The sequence below is a fragment of the Streptosporangium lutulentum genome, from assembly GCF_030811455.1.
In the GTDB taxonomy this organism is placed as follows: domain Bacteria; phylum Actinomycetota; class Actinomycetes; order Streptosporangiales; family Streptosporangiaceae; genus Streptosporangium; species Streptosporangium lutulentum.
Genome location: NZ_JAUSQU010000001.1, coordinates 8,575,243 through 8,599,107 on the forward strand (window position 1 = coordinate 8,575,243; position 23,865 = coordinate 8,599,107).

Consider the following 23,865-nt stretch of genomic DNA (forward strand, 5'->3'; position numbering starts at 1 on the left):
TCGTGGTCTCGGCCTGAGCGCGGGGCGCTCAGGCCGAGACCACCTCGCCCGCCTGCACGACGTGGCGGAGGTGCTTGGGGTCGGCGAGGACTCCGATGTCCCGCAGAGGGTCGCCGTCGAGGACCAGCAGGTCGGCGTGGGCGCCCACGGCGAGCGTGCCGATCAGGCCGGCCATGCCGACGAGGTCCGCCGCGTTGACGGTCGCCGCGCGGATCACGTCGATGGGCTCCTGGACCTCGCGGCGCAGGCGGAACTCCTGGTTCTGGTGCCGGTGCATGCCGCCGAGCAGGTCGGTTCCGAAAGCCAGCCGCACCCCGCCGCGGGCCGCGCGCTCCAGCGCCTCGACGCCCGCGCCGAGCACGTCGTCGACCTTGCGCCAGTTCGCCTCCGGCAGCCCGAAGGACCTGCCCTCCTCCTTGAGCGCCCAGTAGGTCACCAGGGTCGGGACGAGGTAGGCGTCGTGCTCCAGGAACAGCTCCACGCTGCGGTCGTCGATCAGGTTGCCGTGCTCGACGGATCGCACGCCCGCCTCCAGCGCGCGGTTGACGGCCCGCGCGGTGTAGGCGTGCGCGGCGACGTAGCGGTTGGACGCCTCGGCCTCCTCGACGACCGCCCGCAGTTCGTCCATGGAGTACTGGGTGGAGTCGATCCGGTCGGTGGGTGAGCTGACACCCCCGGACGCCATGACCTTGAGGTGATGGGCGCCCTTGCGCAGCTCGTCACGGGCGGCGACGCGGACCGCGTCCACGCCGTCGGCGACCCGGCCGAGACCGGCGCAGCACGGGTGGTCGTCGTGCTTGTTCGTGCCGCGGTTACGCGTGTCGCCGTGACCGCCCGTCTGGCTCAGCGCCTTGCCGCAGAACAGCAGCCGAGGCCCGCGGACCAGGCCCTCGGCCTGCGCGTCGGCGAGCCCGTGATCGGCGCCGGAGGCGTCGCGGACCGTGGTGAAGCCGCGGTCGAGCATCTGCCCCATGATCCGCGCGCTGTGCGCGGCGACGTAGGACGGGGACAGCGAGGTGAGGGCGGTGAGATCGGCGGTGCACGCCGTGACGTGCACGTGCGCGTCGATCAGGCCGGGGACGACCACGGCGCCGCCGACGTCGATCACTCGCGCGTCCGGCGCGCTCAGGCCGTGGCCCGACTCGACGATCCGGCCGTCCTCGCAGCGCAGGTCGCCCTCGGCGTAGTCACCGCTGACCACGTCGAGGATCAGGGCGTTGCGCAGAAGCAGGCTCACGTGCGACCTCCGTGGGTGAACTCGCGCGACCCGGGGACGGCGAGCGTGGCGGGGGGAAGGGGAGGCGGCCGGGGCCGCGGGTGCCCGGCCCGAACCATACACCGGCTACGGCAGGCGTTCGTGCCCCGACCAGACGCTGCCTCCACGCCACGCGGACCCGTCGTGGACCTGCGCGTAGGCCCGCGTTCCGTAGAAGCCCGGCCCGCATGACGACGAACCGCCGTAGTCGAAGACCTGGCTGGGTCCGTAGGGGCCGCCGACGTCGCCCCCGCTGATGCCGGTGGGGCCGTACTTCCAGGCGGTGCTTCGGCACACGTTCCAGGTGGATCCGTTCCACTTGAGCACTTCGAGCCGCACGCGGGCCGAACCGTCCGGCTTGGTCAAGCCGGTGCCGCACCCCCCGCTCCGCGCGTAGGTGTTCGCATATGCGAGGTTGCCGGAAAAGTTGCCGGGAATGCGATGGTCGATTCCCGCGGTGCCTTGGACGCACAGGCCTTGGCCGTTGTACACGGTGACGTTGCTGGCCCAGGTCCATGCGTATGCCGGCTGAGTCCACGTCACTGCGAGCAGCAAAGCGAAGATCCCGGGAAGCGTGAATTTCAGAGCCGGGCGAGATTTTTTCATGGTCTCCCTGTTCCTTGGGTTGCCTGAAGTTCGGAACGATGAGGGGAAGGAGGTCGTGTCCGGCGAAATGGCATGCGTGAAGTGGTCTCCGTATGATCCATTTCCGCAGGCCGGACGGCTGGTTCTTGGAGTCGGCGATTTCGAGTGTTCGTGATATCGCGCGGCTCCAGAGAAGAAAGTGCTCCTTGACATGGAATTATCTTGATGATTCTGCAGGCTTGTACTCGCCTGGAGGATACAAAACGTTTTCCCCGGATGTTCGCAAACGCGATCTGGATCAATGGTCAAAGCCTGTGAAGTGATCCCAATGATAAATAAAAGGCCAAGTGGGATTTTAAGGATAAAGCGGATTTATCAGGACGCGCCGGAGATTAGCCGGTTGTCGTTGCTTGGGATTCATCCGATTCGCCTCGGCCGGACCAGGGTCGAAGGCTCTTGCTTCATGAGACCGAGTAGCTGAAAACCGTCTGCGGGATGGCTGCGGTAGTGATCGGTAGCGGCGGCGATGTTGGTCCAGCCGATCAGGCGGGCCAAGCCGATGACCAGGTTCCAGAAGCCGGCCTCGTCAAGCCCGCGTGTGTCCCACCAGCCGAGAACGCTTCGGCCCTGCCGTATGAGATGACACCATATTTGACACCCACAGGGCGTAGCCGGGGTGAGCTGGCCAGCGCCCCTATTGCCCTTTTTCGGGCTAAGGGAGGTAATTGCCGCAGATATCTCGGATAGGAAGGCGTTGACGAACGTCAACACCCCTGGGAAGCTCGAAACAAGAGGTGAGGAGGAGCGATGGAGTACGAGTTCCGGTTCGTAGTCACAGGTGCATCCGTGGACGACGTCGGGATCGTAGACCTGCTCTGCCGTGATCTTGACGCGATGCTGTTCCGCGGGGGAGGCGTTGATCTGCTCGACATCGCCATGAACGGGGAGAACGTCCTAGAAGCTGCGATGGCGGCTGCTCGAACGGTTGTCGAACTTGTACCAAGTATGCGCTTGCTGCATCTCCATAGGGATCTGGTCGGCATACCCGAGATCGCCGAGCGTGTTGGGGTAACGAGGCAAAATGTTCACCAGTGGGTTAATGGTGAGCGACGCAATGACGCCTCCCCATTTCCATCGCCCGAAGGTACGGCAGGCCGCGCATCGGTATGGCTCTGGGTAGAAGTAAACAACTGGCTGAAGCAGCACAGGATGGGCGACGAGGTCAACCTACCAAATCGTTACGAGATGTCCGATATCGATTCGGCGCTTAATCATGAACTGCATCTCAGGACCAAGCTCTCCATAGATCGATGGCGCCGGAATCGACTCTTTGGCGTAGCGACCCTCTATAGCGCGAATCTAGAGATCGACGAAACCGAAGATGAGCTTCAAGTCGAAGATGAGTTTCAGCTGACATGGGGCGTCGACGCATCTGTTAAGTATAAGGCTGCCATGCAATGAGCGCCGAGGGCAACGCAAGGAAATTAACGGCAGAGGAGCTTGAGTCAGTACTTGAGCTCCGACAGATTTACTTCTTCGAAATTTCCAGCCGACGCTGGGGGTCGAACCCAGGGTCCGCGGAAGTTGCACCCGAAGCCGACGAACACAACCTACAGGTCATGAATAAATTAGAAAAGGAGCGCCTATCCGTCCGGGCCAGAATGGAAATCAAGACTACGCAGGCCCAGATCATTGTTGACGTTGCCGCAATCTTCTCGCTGGAGGAGGGCGGTTTATTCCTATCTGCGGAAGAAGATGGACCCGACGAGCCCTCCGAATCTGACGTCTTCCTAGAAGAGGAGACCCTCAAGCAATTCATGGAGGAAGTGGGAGTTCCGGCACTGTTTCCGTTCATCAGAGAATCTGTCCATAGTGCGGCAAGGAGAATCGGAGTAAAGGCGCCCATAATTGGCCTGTTGAAGCCTGGTGGAGTGACGCTGAAAGCAAACGCTCTAAAACATGATTTAGATTCATTGTCATGATGATTGATTCAAATCAAACTTTCCTGCCAGAACCTCAGTGCCTGTACACGGGCTCTTCCCGCCCTCGCAGGTGAGCTAATCCGGACTAGCTATGAGTGGGCACCGTACCCTGCATGGCACCAGGGCCCCGGCGTATCGAGGATTTGATGCGTTGAGGGTTGGTTGTTCATAGGGAGAACAGGGTCAAGAGGCGGTGTGGGGCGTAGCCGTAGTGGCGGCGGGCGTGTGCGATATTGCTGTGGCCTTGTTGCCGGAATGCGCCGATGACCAGGTTGCGGATCGCGGCCATGACGTGCGGGAGCTGTCCGGTGCGGACCTGGCCGGCGTCTTCGCCAAAGGTGACATCACGGACGTAATGCTCGCGATTTTCTACGCCCCAATGCGATCGGACGTAATGATTGAGGTGCTCGGGTCCGGCCAGGTCGGCGGGCAAGGCTGAGGCGTTCTCGGCTGCTGAGACGGTCGCAGCCCTGCAGCGGGCTGGCAGTAGAGGCCACCCCGATGCGGAGATGACAAACGCGACCCCTGATGATCGTCGGTGTCTAGCCAGTCGATCAAGAACAGGGGCCGCGTTCGCGTGCCATCATTCCCGATCAACGTGCTCGCCCGCCACTTGGAGCACGTCCCCGCTTTCGACCCATCGACCGATCTGCCCGCGCTGGCCGAGGTACTGGGCACCCTGCCCGACCCACGCAGCCACCGCGGACGTCGCTACCGACTCGGCCCACTGCTGGCCCTAACCCTGCTCGCCGTACTCAGCGGAGCCACCTCCATAGCGGCGATCAACAGATCCATCCACGGATACGACCCGGACATCCTGTCTCGTGCCGGGCTCCCCGGCACCGTTCGCCTGGCCGCCAGCACCCTGCGGCGACTACTCGCCCGCCTGGACGGCGACGCCTTCGACACCGCGACCGGCACCTACCTGGCCACCCTCGCCGCCGGCGGCCCGCCCGCCACCGACCACCCCGAAAGCCGACCACCGCTGACCGGCCTGGCCATCGACGGCAAGACCCTACGCGGCAGTCGCACCGCCAACGGCACGGTGCACCTGCTGGCCGCCTTGCGCCACGACACCCAGACCGTCGTCGCCCAACGCCAGGTCACCGCCAAGAGCAACGAGATCCCTGCAGTTGCGCCCCTGCTGTCCGGCCTGGACCTGTCCGACGTGGTAGTCACCGCCGACGCCCTGCATACCCAGCACGCCCATGCCCGCCAGATCATCGACTCCGGCGGCCATTACCTATTCATCGTCAAAGGCAACCAGCCCACCTTGCACCGCCGGCTCAAGGCTCTGCCCTGGCGCCACGCCCTGCTCAACGACCGCACCGATACCCGCGGCCACGGCCGCCGCGAGATCCGCCGCATGAAGATCTGCACCGTCCGGCCCGGCCTGCCCTTCCCCCACGCCGCCCAGGCCATCCAGGTCAAACGCCGCCGCACCGACCGCCGCACCGGCAAAACCACCATCGTCACGATCTACGCGATCACCAGCCTGCCGCCCGGCCGCGTCACCCACGCCCACCTCGCCACACTGATCCGCGGCCACTGGAGTATCGAGGCCCTGCACCACATCCGCGACGTCACCTACCGCGAAGACGCCTCACGCGTTCGGACCGGCACCGCCCCACGGGTCATGGCGAGCCTGCGTAACCTGGCCATCGGCCTGGCCCGCTTGATCGGCTGGACCAACATCGCCGCCGCCACCGATCACTACCGCAGCCACCCCACGGACGGTCTTCAGCTACTCGGTCTCACAACATGAGAACGCTTCGGCCCTGGGTCGGCGGGCAGGCTGGTGAGCCCGAACACGACCTCCTTGCTGATACGGACCCCATCCAGGCCACCGCGATAACGCAGGATCCGAAAGAGTTGGGCGGCGCCGGGGAAGCCGACATCGACAGCGGGCGCGGTCCGGATCGTGCGGGTCTCGGTCCGGCCATGGCCGCGATCGGTCATCGTGTGAGTACGCGTGGCGAAATCGGTGTCGGTCCCGCTCAGTGCCCTGATCGCCGCGGCCAGCAGGGTGGGCTGATTGTCCTTGAGAAGCAAGACGTAGTGGGCGCGGTGGTCGCCGGTCAGATGCCGGGCGCTTTCGCGGACGGTGTGCAGTGCGTCGCCGGTCAAGACCATCCCGGCCAGGTCGAGTCCGGTCAGCAGCGGCGCCAGTTCAGGCACTTCGGTGCTCTTGGCCCCGATCTGCCGCTGCGCCACGACGGTGCCGCCGGTGGTGTCGAACAGCGATAGCAGGCGGACCTGCCCCCCGCCGGGCAGCCGCGCACCGCGCAGTACCTTGCCATCGAACGCCGCTGACGGCAACAGCCCCTCGGGCATGAGCTGTCGCCGTTGCCGCCGGGCGGCACGGCGGGCCTCGCGCTCGCGCGGCATTGGTGAGCCGGGCGGGTCGCCGGCAGGTTGTCCTTCCCGATCATCGGGCGATTCGGCCAGGTAGGCGGCGGCGTGCCGGTCCACCTCGTTGCCGTCGACGTCGGCCAGGACCCGACGCAGGGTCCGTTCGCTGGGCGGCAGACACCGGCCGGTGAGCGGATCACGCCAGCAGCCCAAGGCGGCGAGCACGTCCTGGGGTGCCTCATGGGCCCAGTGACTGATCGCGGTGATCGAGTTACCGCCGACCGTGGCCGAGCCGAAGGCCATCACCCCCAAGATCGCCTCCAGAGTGTGCCGGACCTTGCTCGCGCACCGGTTGTCCTCGATCGAGGAGAATCTGGCCAGAAGTCCAGGCCGATGCCTGACCCGCGATCGCGTGTCCTTGGCAATCTCGCCCTCTCCGGGCGTATGGATCAGTGATGATGGGGCGACGGGCACGGTTTCCTCCGAGGATCGCACGGCGTAAGACACCGCTGATCTTCAGGGACCGTGCCCTTCCTCATGCGCGAACTGAGCCAGCCATTACCCAGCCCGTACCGCCGTTCCTGGCCCGCGCCTCACGCCCGGCTATGCCAAAGAAATCAAACCCGGACGAATTCTCGATGTGCCGGGGCCCTGTGCATGGCACCTCGCACCGTATCGCCATCACACCGACGTGATCTCAGTGAATCCCCGGTAGGTGGTTGTGCTCGAAGTGGGTGAGGACAAGCGCTGCGCGGGCGAGGTCGCTGATTTTTCTGGGGCTGATGGTGATGTGCTGGAGGGTCCGCCAGCGGCTTTTGAGCAGGGCGAATCCGCGCTCGCCGAGACAGCGCAGGGCGCGCGGGAGCCGGTTGTAGGTGCGATTGCCGGGGCTGAGCATCTGGTTGTCGGCGGGGTTGTCTGATCGGCGTGTGGACGCCGACTTCGGCGCCGTCGTAGCCGTTATCGGCAAGGGTGGGCAGGCCGCGCGGCAGCGGCGTACAACGCGACCAAACGTGCGTCAGGGCAGCGGACAGGTCATGGACGGAGCCAGGCTCGACCTCGGTGATCCACAAGGGCAGCCCGCCTGGTGCCGACAGCGCCTGCAGATCGCCGGCGCGCTGGTGGGCCTGTCGACGATCCAGCCTGCCGGTGGGCCGGGCCACCCACGCCCGGCTCGCCGCGTTGATCAGCGGCCACGGGGACTCCTCATGGTGGATCCGATCGATGAGGTCTCAGTGGCTCACCGCGCAACTCGGTGATAGAACTAGTCAAACAGCTCCGTATCTCTTTATGTTTGCGACACGAAGACGAGTCAACGTGACCACTTTGGATGTTCTCGACCGCCGTCTGGTCGCCGCCCTCCAGGTCAGCCCCCGCGCGACCTGGGGTGAGATCGGTACCGCCGTCGGCGAGCACGAGCGGACCGTGGCCCGTCGCCTCCAGCGACTCCTGTCCACCGGCACCGTACGGGTCACCGCCATCCTCGACGAGTTGCGCTGCGGGCTCGGCACGCCGGTTCACCTGCACGTCCAGGTCCGGCCCGTCACGGTCGAGCGGGTCGCTGAGGCCCTCTCCCTGCGGGCCGACACCCGCTCCGTCTACGCGCTGACGGGGACCGCCGACGTCGGCTGCGAGCTGGTGGCCCCCTCCAGGGAGCTCATGCACGACATCCTGACCGCGCAGATCCCCGCCACGCCGGGCATCATCCAGACCCAGACCCAGGTCGTGCTGTACGCCTTCCAGACGGTGGCCGAGTGGCACGCGCCGTACCTCACGGAGGAGCAGGTCGCGCTGCTGAGGGCCGCGGCTCCGCCGCCGGCCGGTCCGCCCGGGGAACGGATCGAGCTGACCGAGGCCGAGCGGGACGTCGCCGCGCTGCTGACCGCCGACGGCCGCATCGGGTTCACCGCGATCGCCGAACGGCTGGACATGTCCGTGCCGACCGCCCGCCGCCGGGTCACGGCGCTCCTCGACCGCGGGGTCGTGCACCTGCGCGCCGAGGTGGAGCCCATGCTGCTCGGCCTGGAGGTGGAGGCCCAGCTCTGGCTCTCGGTCCGCGCCCACGGCCTGGACAAGGTGGGCAGGACGCTCGCCGCGCATCCGAGCGTGCGCTACTGCGCGGCCACCTCGGGCGCCCACACCATGATCGTTCAGGTCGCCGTGGCCCACGAGACGGAGCTCTACCGTTTCCTCACCACGGTTCTCGGCCCGCTCGACGACGTCACCGACGTCAACGTCACCCTCATCACCCGTGCCTACAAGCGTGGTCACCTGCGCAAGTCGGGCCTGCTCACCCTGGAGTACCAATGACCCCCGCCGAGATCGAGATAGCCGAGCTCTGCAGCGAGCTCATTCGCGTCGACACCAGCAACTACGGGGACGGCAGCGGCCCCGGCGAGCGCGTCGCGGCCGAGGTCGTCATGGCCAGGCTCGCGGAGGTCGGCGTGGAGGCGACCTACGTGGAGAGCGCGCCGACCCGGGGCAACGTCGTGACCAGGATCGAGGGCTCCGACCCCGGGCTGCCCGCGCTGCTGGTCCACGGTCACCTGGACGTCGTGCCCGCCGACGCCGCCGACTGGAGCGTCGACCCGTTCTCCGGGGAGATCCGGGACGGCTACATCTGGGGCCGGGGCGCGGTCGACATGAAGGACATGGACGCCATGATGCTGGCGGTCCTGCGGCAGATGAAGACCGAGGGCCGCAAGCCCAGGCGCGACATCGTCTTCGCCTGGCTGGCCGATGAGGAGGCGGGCGGCGAGTACGGCGCCAAGTACCTCACCTCCAAGCACCCCGAGCTGTTCGACGGGGTCGGCAACGCCATCAGCGAGGTCGGCGGCTACTCCCTGGAGGTCGATCCCTCGCTGCGGCTCTACCTGATCGAGACCGCGCAGAAGGGCCTGGCCTGGATGCGCCTGGTCGCCGACGGCACCGCCGGTCACGGCTCCATGCTCAACGCGGACAACGCGGTCACCGAGGTCGCCAAGGCGGTGGCCAGGATCGGCTCGCACGAGTGGCCGCTCAGGCTGACGCCGACCGTGCGCCGGTTCCTGTCCGAGGTGGCCGACGCCTTCGGGCTGCCCTTCGACCCGGAGAACCCGGCGCCGGTCATCGACGCCATCGGCCCGCTGGCCAAGTTCGTCGGAGCGACCCTGCACCACACGGCCAACCCGAGCATGCTCTCCGCGGGGTACAAGGCGAACGTGATCCCCGGCCAGGCCAGCGCCGTGGTGGACGGCCGGTTCCTGCCCGGCCTGGAGGAGGACTTCATGGCCACGGTCGACGAGCTGATCGGGCCGAACGTCCGCCGCGAGCAACTCGTCCACGACATCGCGCTGGAGACGACGTTCGACGGCGACCTGGTCGAGTCGATGATCGCGGCGCTGAAGGCGGAAGACCCGAGCGCCCGCGCGGTGCCGTACTGCCTGTCGGGCGGCACCGACAACAAGACGTTCTTCGCCGATCTGGACATCAGGGGGTTCGGGTTCGTCCCGCTGCGGCTGCCCGCCGACATGGACTTCGCCGGGATGTTCCACGGGGTGGACGAGCGGGTTCCCGTGGACGCGCTGCAGTTCGGCACCCGGGTCCTCGACCGGCTGCTGATGACCTACTGAGACGCGCCGGGCCGGTGGCGGTGGTGACCGGCCCGTGATGAACCACTGAGACGTGCGACGGGCCGGTGGCGGTGACCGGCCCGTGGCGAATCACCGGGACGTGCGCGGGTGGGCCGGCCACCGCCCGCCGGAGTGCCGCCCGGCCGGTGAGACCCGCCGAGGCCTCGTCCGGGACACCACGGACCGTGGCCTCGTCCGGGACGGACCGAGAAGGAGGGTCACGGCCCCGGCCGGGGCGAACCCGTGGTCGCGGTCCGCGCGTCGACGAGGCGGACCAGCTCCGGAAGGACCGTGCCCAGCGGGGCGTCGATGGCGAGCGTCGCGTGGTCGTCGCCCCGGGTCGGGCCCTGATTGACGATCACCACGGGAATGCCGAGTTTCGTGGCGCGCAGCACGAACCGGCGGCCCGACATCACCGTCAACGACGACCCGAGGACCAGGAGCAGGCGTGCTCCCTCCACGAGGGCGAAGCACTCGCGCACCCGCTCCGCGGGGACGGTCTCCCCGAAGAAGACGACGTCGGGCTTCAGCGTCCCCCCGCCGCAGGCCAGGCATCCGACCACCTGGAACCCGTCGACCTCCTCGTCTCCCAGCTCGGCGTCGCCGTCGGGGTTGACCACGGTGGCGAGGGCGCCGAACCACGGATTCGCCAGGGTCAGGCGCCGGTCCAGCTCCTCGCGCGAGCTCAGGTCGCCGCAGTCCAGGCAGACCACCTGATGCAGGCTGCCGTGCAGTTCGACGACCGATCGGGCGCCGCCCGCCTGGTGCAGGCCGTCGACGTTCTGCGTCACGATGCCGGTCACCAGGTCCCGCCGCTGGAGCTGCGCGATCGCGTGGTGGCCGCTGTTCGGCGCCGCCCGGGTCATCGTCCGCCACCCGACGTAACTCCGGGCCCAGTAACGCCGCCTGGCCGCCGGGTCGCCGGTGAAGGTCTGGTAGGTCATGGGGCTGTGCTTGGTCAAGGCCCCGCTCGGTCCCCGGTAGTCCGGGATCCCCGACTCCGTCGAGATCCCGGCCCCGCTCAGGACCACGACATCGCCTTCGGTCAACAGCCGCGCCAGCATGTTCGTACCCTCGCTCACCCCTCCATGCTGCCTCACTTCAGGCGGCCGGGCTCCGCCGCCCCTCCTCGGCGTCCATGATCGCGGGGGCTTCGCCGTTCTCCTCGGTATCCATCGTCGTGAGAGCCTCGGCCGGTGCCGGTCATCGTGAGGGGGAGACAGAAGGGGTCGTCCGGAGGGCAGACGAGAGTCGGCGAGATCGATATCTTGTCCTGGAAGAAACCGGATTCCGACTGCCAAAACCCGAGGAATCATCGTGGAGCGCTGGACAGCGGACAACATTCCCGACCAGGCCGGCAGGACTTTTGTCGTGACCGGAGCCAACAGCGGCCTGGGGTTGGAGACCACCCGGGAGCTCGTCCGCCGCGGCGCGAAAGTGATCATGGCGGTGCGTGACCCGGGCAGGGGGCGGAAGGCGCTGGACGAGCTGAGCGCCGAGCAGCCCAAGGGCGCTCTCGAGCTACGGCCCCTCGACCTCTCCGACCTCGACTCGGTGCGTTCCTTCGCCGAGGCGGTCATCGCCGACGGCACACCGGTGGATGTGCTGGTCAACAACGCCGGGGTGATGATGTGCCCGCGGACCTCGACCAAACAGGGCTTCGAGCTGCAGTTCGCGACCAACCACCTGGGGCATTTCGCCCTCACCGGACTGCTGCTCGGCACGCTGAGAGCCGCTCGCGACGCGCGGGTCGTCACCGTCAGTTCGGGCCTGCACCGGCGCGGGGTCATCGACTTCGACGACATCAACGGCGAGCGGAAGTACTCGCCGTCGGGGGCGTACGCCCAGTCGAAACTCGCCAACGTCCTTTTCGCCCTGGAGCTGGACCGGCGGGTGCGCGCCGCCGGGATCCCGGTGAAGAGCATCCTCGCCCACCCGGGCTACTCGGCCACGAACCTCCAGTCCAGCGGGCCGACCGGCCTGCTCAACCTCCTGATGAAGATCAGTAACAGGCTCGTCGCGCAGGACGTCCGGATGGGGGCGCTGAACCAGCTGTACGCCGCCACGGATCCGAACGCCGCCACCGGCCAGTTCATCGGCCCGGACGGGCGCGGCGAGTCCAAGGGCCACCCGACGCTCGTACGGCCCAGCGAGGCGGGCCAGGACGTCGAGGTCGCCAGGCGGCTCTGGGACCTGTCCGAACGGCTCACCGGCGTCCGCTTCGATCTCGCCGGCGACTGAGCGGTTCCCGGATTCCCGGGTCTCCGGGCTTCCGGAGCCGTGCCGGCGTGGGAGGGCAAGGCTCCGGCCGGCGAAGCGTTTTTGACAACTTCAAGACGACCGGTCATATTGGAGTCATGGCACGGACCGGTGCCACGCAGCGGCTTCTCGAAGACGTGGTCGAGATCCCGTGGTCGGCTTCGACGATGCGGCGTGCGGGACATCGCCGAGCCGTCCGGAGAGCGGATCACGCCGGACCCTTCCCCCGTCGTCGACGAACGCCCTTCGCCGCCCATCGTGATCGATGGCGAGAATCCGAACCCCTGTGAGGAAAACGATGTCCACCTATCGCGCCGTCGAGGTAACCGGATCGCGAAAGTTCAAGCTCGTGACCCGCGAACTCCAGCAGCCACGCGCGGGGCACGTGCGGATCAACGTCGAGAGCTGCGGAGTCTGCCATTCCGACGCCCTCGCCGTCGAGGGACTTCGGGCCGACCCGTCCCAGTCCGTCGTCCCGGGCCACGAGATCGTCGGCGTCATCGACGCGGTCGGCGACGGTGTGACGGGCTGGCAGGTGGGGGAACGCGTGGGCGTCGGCTATCTCGGCGGCCACTGCGGTCAGTGCGAACGCTGCCGGCGGGGCGATTTCACCGGTTGTACCGACCAGCCCCAGATGGGGACCACCGTGGACGGTGGATACGCGGAGGTCACCTTCGCCAGGGCCAGCGGGCTCGTCCGCATCCCGGCGGGCATGAACCCCGTCGAGGCGGCGCCGCTCCTGTGCGCCGGCATCACGGTGTTCAAGGCGCTGCAGCAAATAGACAGCCGCCCGGGAGCCCTGGTGGCCGTCCAGGGAATCGGCGGTCTCGGCCATCTCGGCCTGCAGTACGCCGGCAAGCTCGGCTATCGCGTCGCCGCCATCGCCCGCGGGACCGACAAGGCCGACCTGGCGCGGCGGCTGGGGGCGGACCACTACATCGACAGCTCCAGTGAGGACCCCGGCGCCGCTTTGCAGAAACTCGGCGGCGCCGCCGCGATCATAGCGACGGCCGCCAACGGCGCCTCGATGTCACCGCTGGTCGCCGGCCTCGAACCCGGCGGCGGCATGGTGGTCGTCGGAATCTCCATGGACCCCTTCTCGGTCAGCACCGTGGACCTCGCCGTCCAGAACCGCACGATCAGGGGGAGCTTCGTCGGCACGTCGATCGAGAACGAGGACGGCCTCGCGTTCAGCGAGCGTCACGGCGTTCGCGCGATGATCGAGACCATGCCGCTGACCGACGCGCCGAAGGCGTACGACCACATGATGTCCGGTCAGGCCCGGTTCCGCGTCGTCCTGGACCTGACGTCCTGAGCCGGGGGTGCGTGAGCCGGCGGGGGAGTTCGCGGGCTCCCGCTCATCCGCCCGAGTCCGGCCCGACGGGTTCGCCGCATCTTTTTTCCCGCCGGACCAATCCGACCGGGCGGCCGGCACGTATCTCCTGATGCCGGGGCGACAGGGTTCCGGTAGCTCGCCGCTGGTCGTCTCACCGCACGGCGCGATGGGAGGTACGGCCGGAAGGGGGCCGCGTGGCTCGGAAGCTGGAGGGCTCCGGAGCCACGCGGCCCGCCTCTCACCCGCGGGCGCCCTCTCCGGCGCCGGGAGCGGGACGGCCGTCGTCCTCGCGGAAGAGGCGGGTGGCCGAGGGAGCGGGGAGCGGCTCGGCCGACGGACGGATGCCGTCCAGGAGAAGTGCCAGGTAGCGCCGCTGGTCGGCGCCGTCGAGGTCTGCCCGGTGGACGGTCGCCAGCACCATCACCACGATCGCCGCCAGGTCGCGGACCAGCAGATCGGCACGGACCAGCCCTCGCCGCCGGGCGTCGTCCAGCACCTCGCCGAACGGCTCCGCGAACCGTTCGGCGACGGCGACCGTGAACGCGCCGGCCTCCCGCGCGGCGGTGAGAAGGGACCGATGGGCGGCCAGCGTGCCGATGACGGCGTCCAGCGCCTCGGCGAGCCCCTGGCGGGGGTCGGCGGCCTCGCGGGCGGCCAGCGCGAGAGGCTCCACCTCCTCGGTGAAGTACGTCTCGAAACAGGCCCGGATCACACCGTCGCGATCGCCGAACCGCCGGTAGACGGTGGCGATCCCGACGCCCGCCCGACGGGCGATCTCCTCCAGGGGGACGGCCACGCCGGACTCCCGCAGCGCCGTGATCGCCGCCCGGACGATCCTGTCGGAGTTGCGCAGGGCATCGGCTCGGGGCCGGTGCTCCGGCACCCGACGAACGCCGGTGGTTCGCATACGGTCATCCCGGGACGGTCACCACGCGACCTGCAGGGACGCCAGGCCGTAGATGGCGTGGAAGGAGCGGAAGTGCGCGTCGGGCTCGGCCACGCGCAGCTCCGGGAAGCGCTGCAGCAGCGCCGGGAAGGCGATGCGCATCTCCATCCGCGCCAGCGGGGCGCCCAGGCAGTGGTGCACGCCGTGACCGAAGGCCACGTGGCCGGCCGCGCCCCGGGTGATGTCCAGCGCCTCCGGGTCGGGCATGAACGAGGGGTCGCGGTTGGCGGTGGGCAGGGCGCACATCACCATCTCTCCGGGCCCGATGGTGTGGCCGGAGAGCTCGACCTCCGTGGTGGTCACCTTGGAGGTGCCGGAGTGGACGATGCTGAGCCAGCGCAGCAACTCCTCGACCGTGGCGTCGATGCGCTCGGGCTCCTTCCGGAGCAGTTCCAGCTGGTCGGGATGGCGCAGCAGGGCCAGCGTGCCCAGCCCGAGCATGTTGGCGGTGGTCTCGTGACCGGCCAGCAGCAGCAGGCTGCCGATGCCGACGAGCTCGTCCGCCGTCAGGTCGTCGCCGTGCTCGCGTACCAGCATGCCGAGCAGTTCCTCGCCCGGGTCGGCCTGGGCGCGGGCGACCAGCTCGGCCATGTAGGCGCGCGACTCCCTCTGCATCGCCATGCGCTCCTCCGGGGGCGCCGACACGTCGAGCAGCCGGCTGGTCCGGCGCTGGAAGCCCTCCCGGTCGGCGTACGGCACGCCCAGCAGCTCGCAGATCACCAGCGACGGGACCGGCAGCGCGAACGACGACACCAGGTCGGCCGGGGACCCGGCGCGTTCCATCGCGTCCAGGTGTTCCTCGACGATGCCGACGATCCGCGGCTCCAGCCGGCGCATCCGGCGGATGGTGAACTCCGGCGTCAGCATCCGGCGCAGACGGGTGTGCTCGGGAGGGTCGAAGGCGAGCAGGTTGCCCGCTCGCAGTTCGGCGCGCTCCTTCTCGCTCATCTCCAGGGCGCCGGGCAGGCGGATGCCGCCCTTCCAGGCGGTGCTGAACCGCTCGGCGTCGCCCATCACCGTGCGCACGTCCTCGTGGCGGGTCACCAGCCAGGCGTCGATGCCCAGCGGCGTGCTGACACGTCTGACGCCCTCCCCGTCTCGCAGTGCCTCCAGCTCCGGATCGGGACCGAACTCCGCCCGCCGCATGTACAGCGGTAGTGCCGAAGACTCGCTCATACAACCTCCCGGATGACTCACCGCCCTGACCGATCTGACAAAAACGATAACAACCTATCGCTTACGCGCAAGGGATCCCGGCGACGGAATGAGCGCCCGAACGATCGGCCGGGACCCGCGCGTCCTGGCGTGCGGATCCCCTCCGGCAGGGACGCGGGCTTCCTGCGAGGCTAATCGGGAAGGGCGGGCCTGGTGCCGATGACGACGGTGGCGTCCAGCGTTCCGATGACGACGGTGGCCTCCAGTTCGTCGGAACCGGCCACCCGCGCGATCAGCCCGTTGCGGGTGAAGGTCTCGACGGTCTGCGGGGCCTGGCGCTCACTCGTCTCGACCAGCAGGTGACCACCCGGGGCCAGCCACTGTGGCGCATCGGCGATCACCCGCCGCACGATGTCGAGCCCGTCCGCGCCACCGTCGAGCGCCACCCACGGCTCGTACACGCGGGCTTCCGCGGGGAGCAGGCCGATCGCCTCGGTGGGTACGTAGGGCGCGCTGGCGACCAGGACGTCGACGCGGCCCCGCAGCGTGTCGGGCAGCGGCTCGTAGAGGTCGCCTTCGTACACCTGGCCACCGGCGGCGGCGACGTTGCGGCGGGCGCACCGCACCTCGGCGGGATCGATGTCGACGGCGTGCAACTCGACCCGGTCCAGGGCCGCGACCAGTGCGGCGCCCACCGCGCCCGAGCCGCAGCACAGGTCGACGACGACCGTGCGCGGCGGGACGGGAGCCGGGTCGGCGGCCAGGTGTGCGGAGTCGGCGGCCCGGTCGGTGGGGCCGGCGGTCTGACCGGCGGTCTGGCGGGCGAGGCCGATGGCCTGGTGGGCGGCGACGGTCTGGCGGGCGATGGCGGTGGCCTGGCGGGCGAGGAACTCGGTGCGCCGGCGGGGCACGAAGACCCCGGGGTTCACGGCTATCCGCAGGCCGCAGAACTCCGCCCAGCCCAGGACGTGTTCGAGGGGCAGCCCGGCCACTCGCCGGTCCACCATGGCGGCGAGGTCGGCAGGGGTCGGCGCCGTGGAGATGAGCAGCTCCGCCTCGTCCTCGGCGAAGACGCAGCCGGCGGCTCGGAGCGTGGTGACGATGACGGATCGCGTGAGAGGCGCGGGGGAGGCGAGGGGTCGGGAGAGAGGTGACGGGGAAGCCGACATGGGGAGCCTTTCGAGATGCCTGTGGGCGCTCCCTCGGTCACCTATGTCGGTTGGACCGCACGGCCGTGAGATGGGAGCACCCGACCTGATACAGCGGTAATGGGTCCCACCTCCTCAATCCGTTCACTGCTGGAGCTCGCCACATTACATGAGCCGAATTCCGGCCCGCCAATGAGGGTGAGGCGACGAAGACCTCCTCCACCGCCAGGACTCCGGCTCACCCCCGCACTCGGGCCTCGACCGAGCCGGCGCCGCGGTCGAGGATCTCCCGAACGTGACGACCACGCGTACAGGAGCCGGCACAGACCGGGATCGCAACGACCACAGGCGCGGAGGCCGTGGGTCCGCCGCCCACGGCGGGGGCACGGATTTCTGGAGCCGCCGTGGAACTCATCTCCGCATAGGACGCCGTGACCCATTCGCGCAGCTGAGAAGCCCCGTAATGGATGGGATCCCGCGCCGCGGTTTCCACTGACAGGAAGCTCGATTCCAGTATCGATCACAACTGTCCATCCAAAAGGGAATGTTGCGGGATTTTATGGACAAGATATTGATTTCCGGCAACAATGAGCGGCTCGCCTATATCCTCGACCAGGCAACTTTCCTGGTTGGCTGAAACGATTGAGGCAAGATGGTCTCTGCGCGCGAGCAGGAGCAGAACACTTTGCAGGGGGATTTCGGAGAGGCGTGGCTTGAGGTGGTGGCCGCGGGTTGCGGTCTGCTACACGGACGGCCCGCCACTCTGGACCTGCAGAAGGCGGACGTGCAGCTTTTTTCCCGAGGCATTGAAAACGGTACGTACAACCCAGCTGTCCTCATTCAGGTCAAAACTACGGTGGATCTTCGTCGGCAGGCCAATGGTGACTACAGCTATGACGTGGACATCGAGACCTACGATGTGTTGAGGCGGGATGATCATTCGATCAGACGGATACTTGCCGTCATCGGTGTGTCGAAAGACGGTGAGAACGTGCGCCTTCACGCCGATGGAACGCTTCTTGTCGGACGCGGAGCGTGGGTTTCGCTGGAAGGGCTCCCCGCGTCCGGCAACGCCAAGACTCAGGTCGTACGTCTTCCAGGTGCCAACACCTTGGATTCTCCCGGGCTTCGCCTGATGCTGAGAACCTATGGAGTTCGCAGGTCCACCCCCGTACCGGACGTTGACGCGTGGGGGCTATCGTGAGCGGTTCGAGCAATAATCCAGGGGAGGGGGCCATGACGATTCCCGGACTGGCGGCCTTCGTCGATTATCTGCAAGGTGCTGGTTGGGTCCTCGATGACGACGACGGCCGGACCACGTTGTGGCGGCCCCGGTTTTCCGATGTGGAAACAAACATGCGGGTCGTCCTTCCGGTCAGCCAAGAGGTTCGCGATTACGCCGAGCGTATGAACGAAGCGTTGAGGACACTGGCTTACATGGAGCAGCGCCTTCCACGGGAGATCGCCGTCGATATGAGTTTCGGCGGTGCGGATAACGTATCCGTACGCCTGAACCCGGATGCTCCGGCTGGAGAAGCCCCTTTGCTTCTGGCGCATGCCGCGGTATCCGCGCTACGGAATTACGTGGTCGCGTCGGCCGCGGCCCTGGATGCCAATTCCTTGGTGCTTCCTCATCGGCGCCCGCAGCGAGCGGAATCCTACGCTGCTCAAGCTCGAATTTCCACGCAACCCGGAAGTTTCATTCTCTCCCTGGCTCTTCCTCTGGTTGATGCTTACACGGAATCATCAACGGCGCCGGCGGCCGGGCAAGAGTCCTTACTTGAGATTCGTCCGCTGCCCTTTGGTCGTAAAGTCACGAGCAGGATGCTTTCCGCTGCTCAAAGGGCTCAAAGCCTCGCACAGGAGGTCGGTGAAGGAGACAAGCCTCTGTCGTCCTTCGGGCAGCCCGGTCAAAGCGCCGCGAACGCGACCGAGCTGGAAGCATTGAGCTCTCTGGGCGGACCGGATCATGACGTGTATCAAATCCGTTTTTCGCAGTCTCCGCTCGCTTCGGGATCTCACGAACCGACTCGCCTGAAGATCACACCCAGCCAGCAGAGAATCCTGGGCGAAGCCGCGGACTTTTTGCGGACGAGACAGCCAAGGGCCGGTGTCACGGTCATCGGTTTGGTGGTTCGCCTATTTCGAGAGGGAAAGTTGGGAAAGGGCGAGGTGGTCATACAAGGGGTCGATGACGATACGGGCAATCCAAGGAGATTCCGCGTCGAGCTGGACGAGTCTGACTACAGCATGGCGGTGCGTGCACATGGAATCGGTCTCCAGGTCACCGCTACCGGCGATCTTGACATTCGTGGAACGCGTCGTTCGCTTCATCGGCTGACCTCTTTCTCGGTGCTACCCGGAATCGAAGACGATTGAGACTTCCGGTGTGGCTCGTCGGTGGCTCTTCCGGCGCCCTCGGTCTCGACCGACGTGCCGTATCGAAAGCTTCAGGGGTGAGGGATGCACCGCACCCTCGTTCGCTCGGCTGATCACGTCGTTGAACGATTCCACCGACGCCCGGGTACGACTCCGTTCCATGAAACTTCTCATCCGGTTGGCCTGGTGCGGCAGGCCCGCGGGGAACGGTGCCCCCGTGGGGCCGGCGGAGCCTGCAGCGGAGTGATCCACCGGCCGCGGCCGACTCGCGGGGGTCGCGGCCGGTGGGTTCTGCTCAGCTCGATCTGAGAACGGATCCGCACAGGTAGGTGGACTCCTCCAGCAGCTGCGGCGTCATCGTGATCCCGGTGAGGCGCTCGGTCAGGAGGAACGCCGGCCCTTCGTTGGGGTAGGTGTGCGGTGGGTAGACGGAGTCGATCCGCTTCATGGTCTCCGCGAGTTCGTCCGGCATCTCCTCCGAGTAGCCGTCCTGGTGCGGGAACTCACGCTGGATCTTTCCGTTTTTGATCCAGTGGGAGTAGCCGTCCTGGTTCAGGTAATCGAATCGGGTCTTTCCGTCTTCGAGCCAGTGGAAGTAGTCCATGTCCTTGATGTCGAGGTAGTACTGGGAGACGAGGCGGGTGCCCGCCGACAGCGGCACGATGATCTCTTCGGTGACGCCGAGCCCGCCGAGGACCTCGACGATGAGTACCCAGTCGCCTACAGCCGTGACGCCGAAGAACATGCTCTCCCCGTCGTAGCCGGAGTAGGCGGTACTCGTCAGCTCATCAAGCGTCATGTGAGAGCAGTCTTCGACCCGGACGCCGAGCCGGGTCACCAGTTTCTCAGGCGTCAGGCCGCGGACGTAGGTGAAGCAGTAGGCACCCCCCAGGTCGGGGAGGTGCTCGGAGGGGAACCGGGAGTGGTCGTCAGGGGTCGCGATCATCCCGTCATGCTCGCAGCGCCCACCGACACGATGAGCATTGTCATTACTGTCGATTCCGAAGGAGCGGCCCTCTTCTCACCGGGGCTCTTCATGCCCATCGTGACCAGTGCCGTCAGGGTGGAAAAGGTTCAACGATCCAGGCAGGGAAGACCACCGGGGAATCGGACGTCGTCGGCCGGGGCGCGGCCTGATCCCGGCGGCGGCCGTCACGGGGGGAGGCCGCTCACCGGCGCGGACGTAGTCCGTTGAGGGCGGTCTCGACGACGGCGTCGGCGTACTCGGAGGTGAGCGGTCCACCGCGCTGCAGCCATCGGTTGAGCAGCGGGCCCCACAGCATCTCGACGGCCACGTCGAGGTCGAGGTCGTCGGCCAGTTGCCCGGCTCGCTGGGCGTCGCGCAGGCGTTGCCTCTTGAGCTCCTTCATCGGCCCGTCCAGCCGTTCGGCGTAGGCGGCGGCCAGTGCCGGATCGTGCATGATCTCGGTGTTGAGCGCACGCATCGGCTCGTCGTAGCGCGGGTCGTTCAACTCCGCCACAGTGGCGCGCAGAACCGCCTTCAGGTCGGCCTCCAGATCGCCGGTGTCGGGCAGGACGGCCTCGCCGTCCGATCCCTCACCGAGCATGAGGAAGGCGTCGAAGAGCACCATCCCCTTGGAGGGCCACCAGCGATAGATCGTCTGCTTGCCGACACCGGCCCGCGCGGCGATGCCCTCAATGCTTAGCTTGGCGTATCCGACCTCGTTGACCAGATCGAACGCTGCGGTGAGGATGGCCTGCCGGGAGGCTTCGCTGCGGCGGGCCGCATTGGAGGAGGCCTTGCGGAGTGTCGTCATGCGGCCAAACCTAACAAACGCCTAGACGAGACGGACCGTCTTGACTTGTTGAACGCGAGTCGCATATGGTCGTCACCACGAAGCGAGACGAACCGTATCGCCTCGACTTGATGGCGGAACGAACAAAAGGAGTCCCGCATATGCGAACCCCGTCTCCCACCCCCTCCCGCACCTGGTTCATCACCGGGGCCGGCCGCGGTCTGGGCCGCGCGTTCGCCCTGGCCGCGCTGGAGCGCGGCGATCGGGTGGTCGCCGCCGCCCGCACCGTCACCTCCCAGGACTTCGACGACCGGTACGGAGACCGGCTGCTGGTTCTTCCCCTGGACGTGACTGACCGCGACGCGGTGTTCGCCGCCGTGGACACCGCCGTCGCGCACTTCGGCAAGCTCGACATCGTGGTCAACAACGCCGGAATCATGTCCTCGGGCATGATCGAGGAGTTCACGGAGGCCGAGGCCCGCGCCCAGATGGAGGTCAACTTCTTCGGGGCGATGTGGGTCTGCCAGGCCGTACTGCCGCACCTGCGCGCGCAGGGCTCGGGTCACATCGTGCAGATCTCCAGCATCGCCGCCCTCGGCGGCTTCCCGACCACCGGGATGTACAGCGCGAGCAAGTTCGCGCTGGAGGGCATGAGCGAGGCACTGGCCCTGGAGGCCGCGTCGTTCGGCGTCAAGCTCACCATCGTCCAGCCCGGCGGCTACTGGACCGACCTCTACACCGGCATGACCTCGACCTCGCCTTCGGAACCGTACGCTTCGCTGCGCGCCGAGATGGAGAAGATGTGGGCCGAGGGTTCGATCGACAGCGAGCCGCGCCTGGCCGCCGAAGCGGTGCTGAAGCTGGTCGACAGCGAGGACCCGCCCCTGCGGCTGCTGCTCGGCAGCATGGTCTACGACCTGGCCTTCGACGTCTCCCGCCGGCGGATGGACACCTGGGCGGGCTGGGAGCAGGTCAGCCGCGCCGCCGAACACGCCGTCCCCGCCCCTGGGACCACCGCCTGACCGGTTCCGGCCCTTCTTCAGAGTCGTTCACCCGTGACAGGCGCCTTCGCGACGGGACCGCCGCCGGGCTCCGGCCACCGGTACACGGCGAGCACGCGGGCCGCGCCCGGTCCGGGCGGGCCAGGAAGACAAGAGGCGGGCCGGGGCGCGGCCGTGCCTGCTCGCCCCCTGGATAGCATGCTCCGTCATGGCAGATCTGCATGAGGTGCTCATAACCGCCGAACTTCGGGCCGATCTCTCGGACGCTGAGATCTCAGAACTTCGCTGGCATCTCGGGCTCGGCCCGGAGCCGGAGACGTTCACCGTCGTGACCGATGACCTCCCCCTGGTGACCGTCGACGACGATGGCGAACCGTTGCCCGAAGATCGGTGGGAGGTCGACAGGTATCCGCTGCTGGCGGCGCGCGGTCCGGCCGATCCGAGGGTCGGCGGAGTGCTCTTCTCCGAGCTGGCGCGTCGCGAGGAACCGGCTGACGCCGGGTGGGCTCTGTCCTCACGCCAGGTCGTCCACGGCGATGACCTCACCACACTGACCCAGCTGCTTCGGTGGCTGCGGGAACGGGCGGTCGGCCACGGGGGAGGCCCGGCCTGTTTCAGCTGCCACACCCGCTTCTACGAGGACGATCTCGTCCTGAAGCCGATGTCCCCCGACGAGGAGGACTGGTGATCCACGAGGTCACGGCGCTTCGGCGATCCTGACGGCGACCGAGCGCGGGTGTCCCGTCGCCAGGTCGCGCCGGAGTCGCAGACCGGCGTCCGGCCGCTTGCGCGCCGGGTTCGGCGTGCCGGCAGCGGGGAGATCAGAGCCAGTTGCGACGCTTGAAGATCACGTACAGGCTCACGCAGGTCAGGGCCATCAGTGCCAGGGCGAGGGGGTAGCCGAAGATCCAGTGCAGCTCCGGCATGGAGGCGAAGTTCATCCCGTAGACGGTGCCGATCAGGGTGGGCGCGAACAGGATGGCCGCCCACGAGGAGATCCTTTTGATCTCCTCGTTCTGGGTGTAGCTGGCCCGGGTGAGGTGGCGCATCTCCTCGTTCTGGGCCTGGTTCACCAGCGTGGCGTTCACGGTCAGGATGTCCTGCAGCATCTGCCGGAACCCGTCCACCCGCTCCACCACCGTGGTGAGATGGTCGATCACGTCACGCAGGTAGCGGCGCAGCTCGTCATCGATGCCGTACTTGTCGAACCCCGCGGACAGCGATTCCAGCATGCCCATCAGGGGGCGCGTGGCCCGCTGAAACTCGATCACCTCACGTGACAGCTCGTAGATCCGGCGCGAGGCGCTGGGATCGCCGCGGAACACCTCGGTCTCGATCTCGTCGATGTCGTTCTGCAGGCCCGCGACCACCGGCGCGTACCCGTCCACGACCGCGTCGACGATGGCGTACAGGATGGCCTCGGGCCCCCGGGCCAGCAGCTGCGGGTCCGCCTCCATCCGGCGGCGGACCGGCGACAGGTTCGGAGCCTCGCCATGCCGGACGGTGAGCACGAAGTCCGGGCCGACGAACACGTGCAGCTCGCCGAAGTCGACCTCCTCGCTCTCGTCGAGGTAGCGGGCCGCGCGCAGCACCACGAACAGCGTGTCGCCGTAGCGTTCCAGCTTGGGCCGCTGATGGGCGACGATGGCGTCCTCGACGGCCAGCTCGTGCAACCCGAACTCGCGGCCCAGCGACAGCAGTTGCGCCTCCGCCGGCCGGTACAGGCCGATCCAGGCGACGCTGCCGGCCCTGTCGCGCAGGCAGTGGTAGGTGTGGGCCAGCGTGGTCGGAGATTCGGCGCGCCGGCCGCCGACGTAGACGGCGCAGTCGATGATGCTGTTCTCCACGGGGACGTCGACGGTCGTCGCCCGCGGATCCATCGACCGTTCGGGGGCCTCCTCGGGTCCCTGTACGGCTTGGTCGTTGTTCTGGGCGGCGCGCCTGAGAGAACGTAGGGCACGTGAACGCAGCTCGGACATGGTGAGCCCCCGAATCGGTCGGCTCCCGACGGTCTGCCAATGCTCATTCCAATGTACTGCGCGCCGGTGAGGAGGCCTCGGGAGGGGCTCGTGGCTCGGTGCACGGGGTCTCCCGGTGGT

Annotated in this window: 23 protein-coding genes and 1 pseudogene; 11 read left to right on the top strand and 13 right to left on the bottom strand. The window is 67.6% G+C overall.

Going from position 1 to position 23,865, the window contains the following annotated elements; all coding sequences use genetic code 11:
* Positions 1 to 28 precede the first annotated feature (28 nt).
* Together J2853_RS38720 and J2853_RS38725 are read right to left on the bottom strand one after the other, a co-directional pair.
* Positions 29 to 1,237, bottom strand: coding sequence for a metal-dependent hydrolase family protein (locus tag J2853_RS38720; protein WP_307566128.1), 1,209 nt, complete (start codon positions 1,235 to 1,237; stop codon positions 29 to 31).
* Positions 1,238 to 1,342: 105 nt separating this feature from the next.
* Positions 1,343 to 1,798, bottom strand: a complete 456-nt coding sequence (locus tag J2853_RS38725; protein WP_307566130.1) for a hypothetical protein — start codon at positions 1,796 to 1,798, stop codon at positions 1,343 to 1,345.
* 849 nt (positions 1,799 to 2,647) lie between these two features.
* Here J2853_RS38725 and J2853_RS38730 point away from each other — a divergent pair.
* Positions 2,648 to 3,301: a helix-turn-helix transcriptional regulator gene (locus J2853_RS38730; protein WP_307566131.1), complete on the top strand. Its 654-nt coding sequence runs from the start codon at positions 2,648 to 2,650 to the stop codon at positions 3,299 to 3,301.
* Positions 3,298 to 3,822, top strand: coding sequence for a hypothetical protein (locus J2853_RS38735; RefSeq protein ID WP_307566132.1), 525 nt, complete (start codon positions 3,298 to 3,300; stop codon positions 3,820 to 3,822). The genes J2853_RS38730 and J2853_RS38735 overlap by 4 nt, the downstream gene beginning before the upstream one ends.
* A gap of 166 nt (positions 3,823 to 3,988) precedes the next feature.
* Here J2853_RS38735 and J2853_RS38740 read toward each other — a convergent pair whose 3' ends face one another.
* Entirely contained in the window at positions 3,989 to 4,255 is a 267-nt protein-coding gene (locus tag J2853_RS38740; RefSeq protein WP_307566134.1) for a hypothetical protein, read from the bottom strand.
* Between the two features lie 144 nt (positions 4,256 to 4,399).
* Here J2853_RS38740 and J2853_RS38745 point away from each other — a divergent pair, with 144 nt between their 5' ends.
* Entirely contained in the window at positions 4,400 to 5,587 is a 1,188-nt protein-coding gene (locus tag J2853_RS38745) for an ISAs1 family transposase (RefSeq protein ID WP_307566136.1), read from the top strand.
* On the opposite strand, the gene J2853_RS38750 is transcribed toward J2853_RS38745, so the two are convergent.
* The 3 genes and pseudogenes from J2853_RS38750 to J2853_RS38760 form a co-directional block, all read right to left on the bottom strand.
* Positions 5,563 to 6,648, bottom strand: a complete 1,086-nt coding sequence (locus J2853_RS38750) for an ISAs1 family transposase (protein WP_307566138.1) — start codon at positions 6,646 to 6,648, stop codon at positions 5,563 to 5,565. The two genes, J2853_RS38745 and J2853_RS38750, sit on opposite strands and share 25 nt — an antisense overlap.
* A 223-nt stretch (positions 6,649 to 6,871) precedes the next feature.
* Positions 6,872 to 7,072 (bottom strand): transposase family protein, encoded by a 201-nt coding sequence (locus J2853_RS38755; RefSeq protein WP_307568961.1) that lies wholly within the window; start codon positions 7,070 to 7,072, stop codon positions 6,872 to 6,874.
* 58 nt (positions 7,073 to 7,130) lie between these two features.
* Positions 7,131 to 7,337, bottom strand: a pseudogene (locus J2853_RS38760) (transposase family protein); the annotation flags it as partial.
* 154 nt (positions 7,338 to 7,491) lie between these two features.
* On the opposite strand from J2853_RS38760, the gene J2853_RS38765 reads away from it, so the two are divergent.
* Positions 7,492 to 8,484: an Lrp/AsnC family transcriptional regulator gene (locus tag J2853_RS38765; protein WP_307566139.1), complete on the top strand. Its 993-nt coding sequence runs from the start codon at positions 7,492 to 7,494 to the stop codon at positions 8,482 to 8,484.
* Positions 8,481 to 9,785 carry a M20/M25/M40 family metallo-hydrolase gene (locus J2853_RS38770; RefSeq protein WP_307566141.1) on the top strand — a complete coding sequence of 435 codons (1,305 nt, stop codon included), beginning with the start codon at positions 8,481 to 8,483 and terminating at the stop codon, positions 9,783 to 9,785. Before J2853_RS38765 ends, J2853_RS38770 begins: the two co-directional genes overlap by 4 nt.
* A gap of 218 nt (positions 9,786 to 10,003) precedes the next feature.
* On the opposite strand, the gene J2853_RS38775 is transcribed toward J2853_RS38770, so the two are convergent.
* Positions 10,004 to 10,867 carry an NAD-dependent protein deacetylase gene (locus tag J2853_RS38775; RefSeq protein ID WP_307566143.1) on the bottom strand — a complete coding sequence of 288 codons (864 nt, stop codon included), beginning with the start codon at positions 10,865 to 10,867 and terminating at the stop codon, positions 10,004 to 10,006.
* A 235-nt stretch (positions 10,868 to 11,102) separates the two neighbouring features.
* Here J2853_RS38775 and J2853_RS38780 point away from each other — a divergent pair, with 235 nt between their 5' ends.
* Both J2853_RS38780 and J2853_RS38785 read left to right on the top strand, forming a co-directional pair.
* On the top strand, positions 11,103 to 12,026 hold the full coding sequence (locus tag J2853_RS38780; protein ID WP_307566145.1) for an oxidoreductase: 924 nt from the start codon (positions 11,103 to 11,105) through the stop codon (positions 12,024 to 12,026).
* A gap of 316 nt (positions 12,027 to 12,342) precedes the next feature.
* On the top strand, positions 12,343 to 13,359 hold the full coding sequence (locus tag J2853_RS38785; RefSeq protein WP_307566146.1) for an alcohol dehydrogenase catalytic domain-containing protein: 1,017 nt from the start codon (positions 12,343 to 12,345) through the stop codon (positions 13,357 to 13,359).
* 259 nt (positions 13,360 to 13,618) lie between these two features.
* Here the strand turns inward: J2853_RS38785 and J2853_RS38790 are convergent, their stop codons facing one another.
* The 3 genes from J2853_RS38790 to J2853_RS38800 form a co-directional block, all read right to left on the bottom strand.
* Positions 13,619 to 14,287, bottom strand: coding sequence for a TetR/AcrR family transcriptional regulator (locus J2853_RS38790; RefSeq protein ID WP_307566149.1), 669 nt, complete (start codon positions 14,285 to 14,287; stop codon positions 13,619 to 13,621).
* Positions 14,288 to 14,305: 18 nt separating this feature from the next.
* Positions 14,306 to 15,502 carry a cytochrome P450 gene (locus J2853_RS38795; RefSeq protein WP_307566150.1) on the bottom strand — a complete coding sequence of 399 codons (1,197 nt, stop codon included), beginning with the start codon at positions 15,500 to 15,502 and terminating at the stop codon, positions 14,306 to 14,308.
* A gap of 170 nt (positions 15,503 to 15,672) precedes the next feature.
* A complete protein-coding gene (locus J2853_RS38800; RefSeq protein ID WP_307566152.1) occupies positions 15,673 to 16,650 on the bottom strand; it encodes a putative protein N(5)-glutamine methyltransferase in 978 nt (325 codons plus the stop codon).
* Positions 16,651 to 17,281: 631 nt separating this feature from the next.
* Here J2853_RS38800 and J2853_RS38805 point away from each other — a divergent pair.
* Positions 17,282 to 17,833, top strand: coding sequence for a DUF4365 domain-containing protein (locus tag J2853_RS38805; protein WP_307566154.1), 552 nt, complete (start codon positions 17,282 to 17,284; stop codon positions 17,831 to 17,833).
* A gap of 32 nt (positions 17,834 to 17,865) precedes the next feature.
* Positions 17,866 to 19,008 (top strand): hypothetical protein, encoded by a 1,143-nt coding sequence (locus J2853_RS38810; RefSeq protein WP_307566155.1) that lies wholly within the window; start codon positions 17,866 to 17,868, stop codon positions 19,006 to 19,008.
* Positions 19,009 to 19,303: 295 nt separating this feature from the next.
* Here J2853_RS38810 and J2853_RS38815 read toward each other — a convergent pair whose 3' ends face one another.
* Together J2853_RS38815 and J2853_RS38820 are read right to left on the bottom strand one after the other, a co-directional pair.
* Entirely contained in the window at positions 19,304 to 19,954 is a 651-nt protein-coding gene (locus tag J2853_RS38815) for a DUF6461 domain-containing protein (RefSeq protein WP_307566157.1), read from the bottom strand.
* Positions 19,955 to 20,177: 223 nt separating this feature from the next.
* Complete coding sequence (locus J2853_RS38820; RefSeq protein ID WP_307566159.1) at positions 20,178 to 20,786, bottom strand: TetR/AcrR family transcriptional regulator; 609 nt, start codon at positions 20,784 to 20,786, stop codon at positions 20,178 to 20,180.
* 140 nt (positions 20,787 to 20,926) lie between these two features.
* Between J2853_RS38820 and J2853_RS38825 the strand changes: the two genes are divergently transcribed.
* Entirely contained in the window at positions 20,927 to 21,787 is an 861-nt protein-coding gene (locus J2853_RS38825; RefSeq protein WP_307566161.1) for an SDR family oxidoreductase, read from the top strand.
* 187 nt (positions 21,788 to 21,974) lie between these two features.
* On the top strand, positions 21,975 to 22,454 hold the full coding sequence (locus J2853_RS38830; protein WP_307566162.1) for a hypothetical protein: 480 nt from the start codon (positions 21,975 to 21,977) through the stop codon (positions 22,452 to 22,454).
* A gap of 133 nt (positions 22,455 to 22,587) precedes the next feature.
* On the opposite strand, the gene corA is transcribed toward J2853_RS38830, so the two are convergent.
* Positions 22,588 to 23,745: a magnesium/cobalt transporter CorA gene (gene corA, locus J2853_RS38835; protein WP_307566163.1), complete on the bottom strand. Its 1,158-nt coding sequence runs from the start codon at positions 23,743 to 23,745 to the stop codon at positions 22,588 to 22,590.
* Between the last annotated feature and the right edge of the window lie 120 nt (positions 23,746 to 23,865).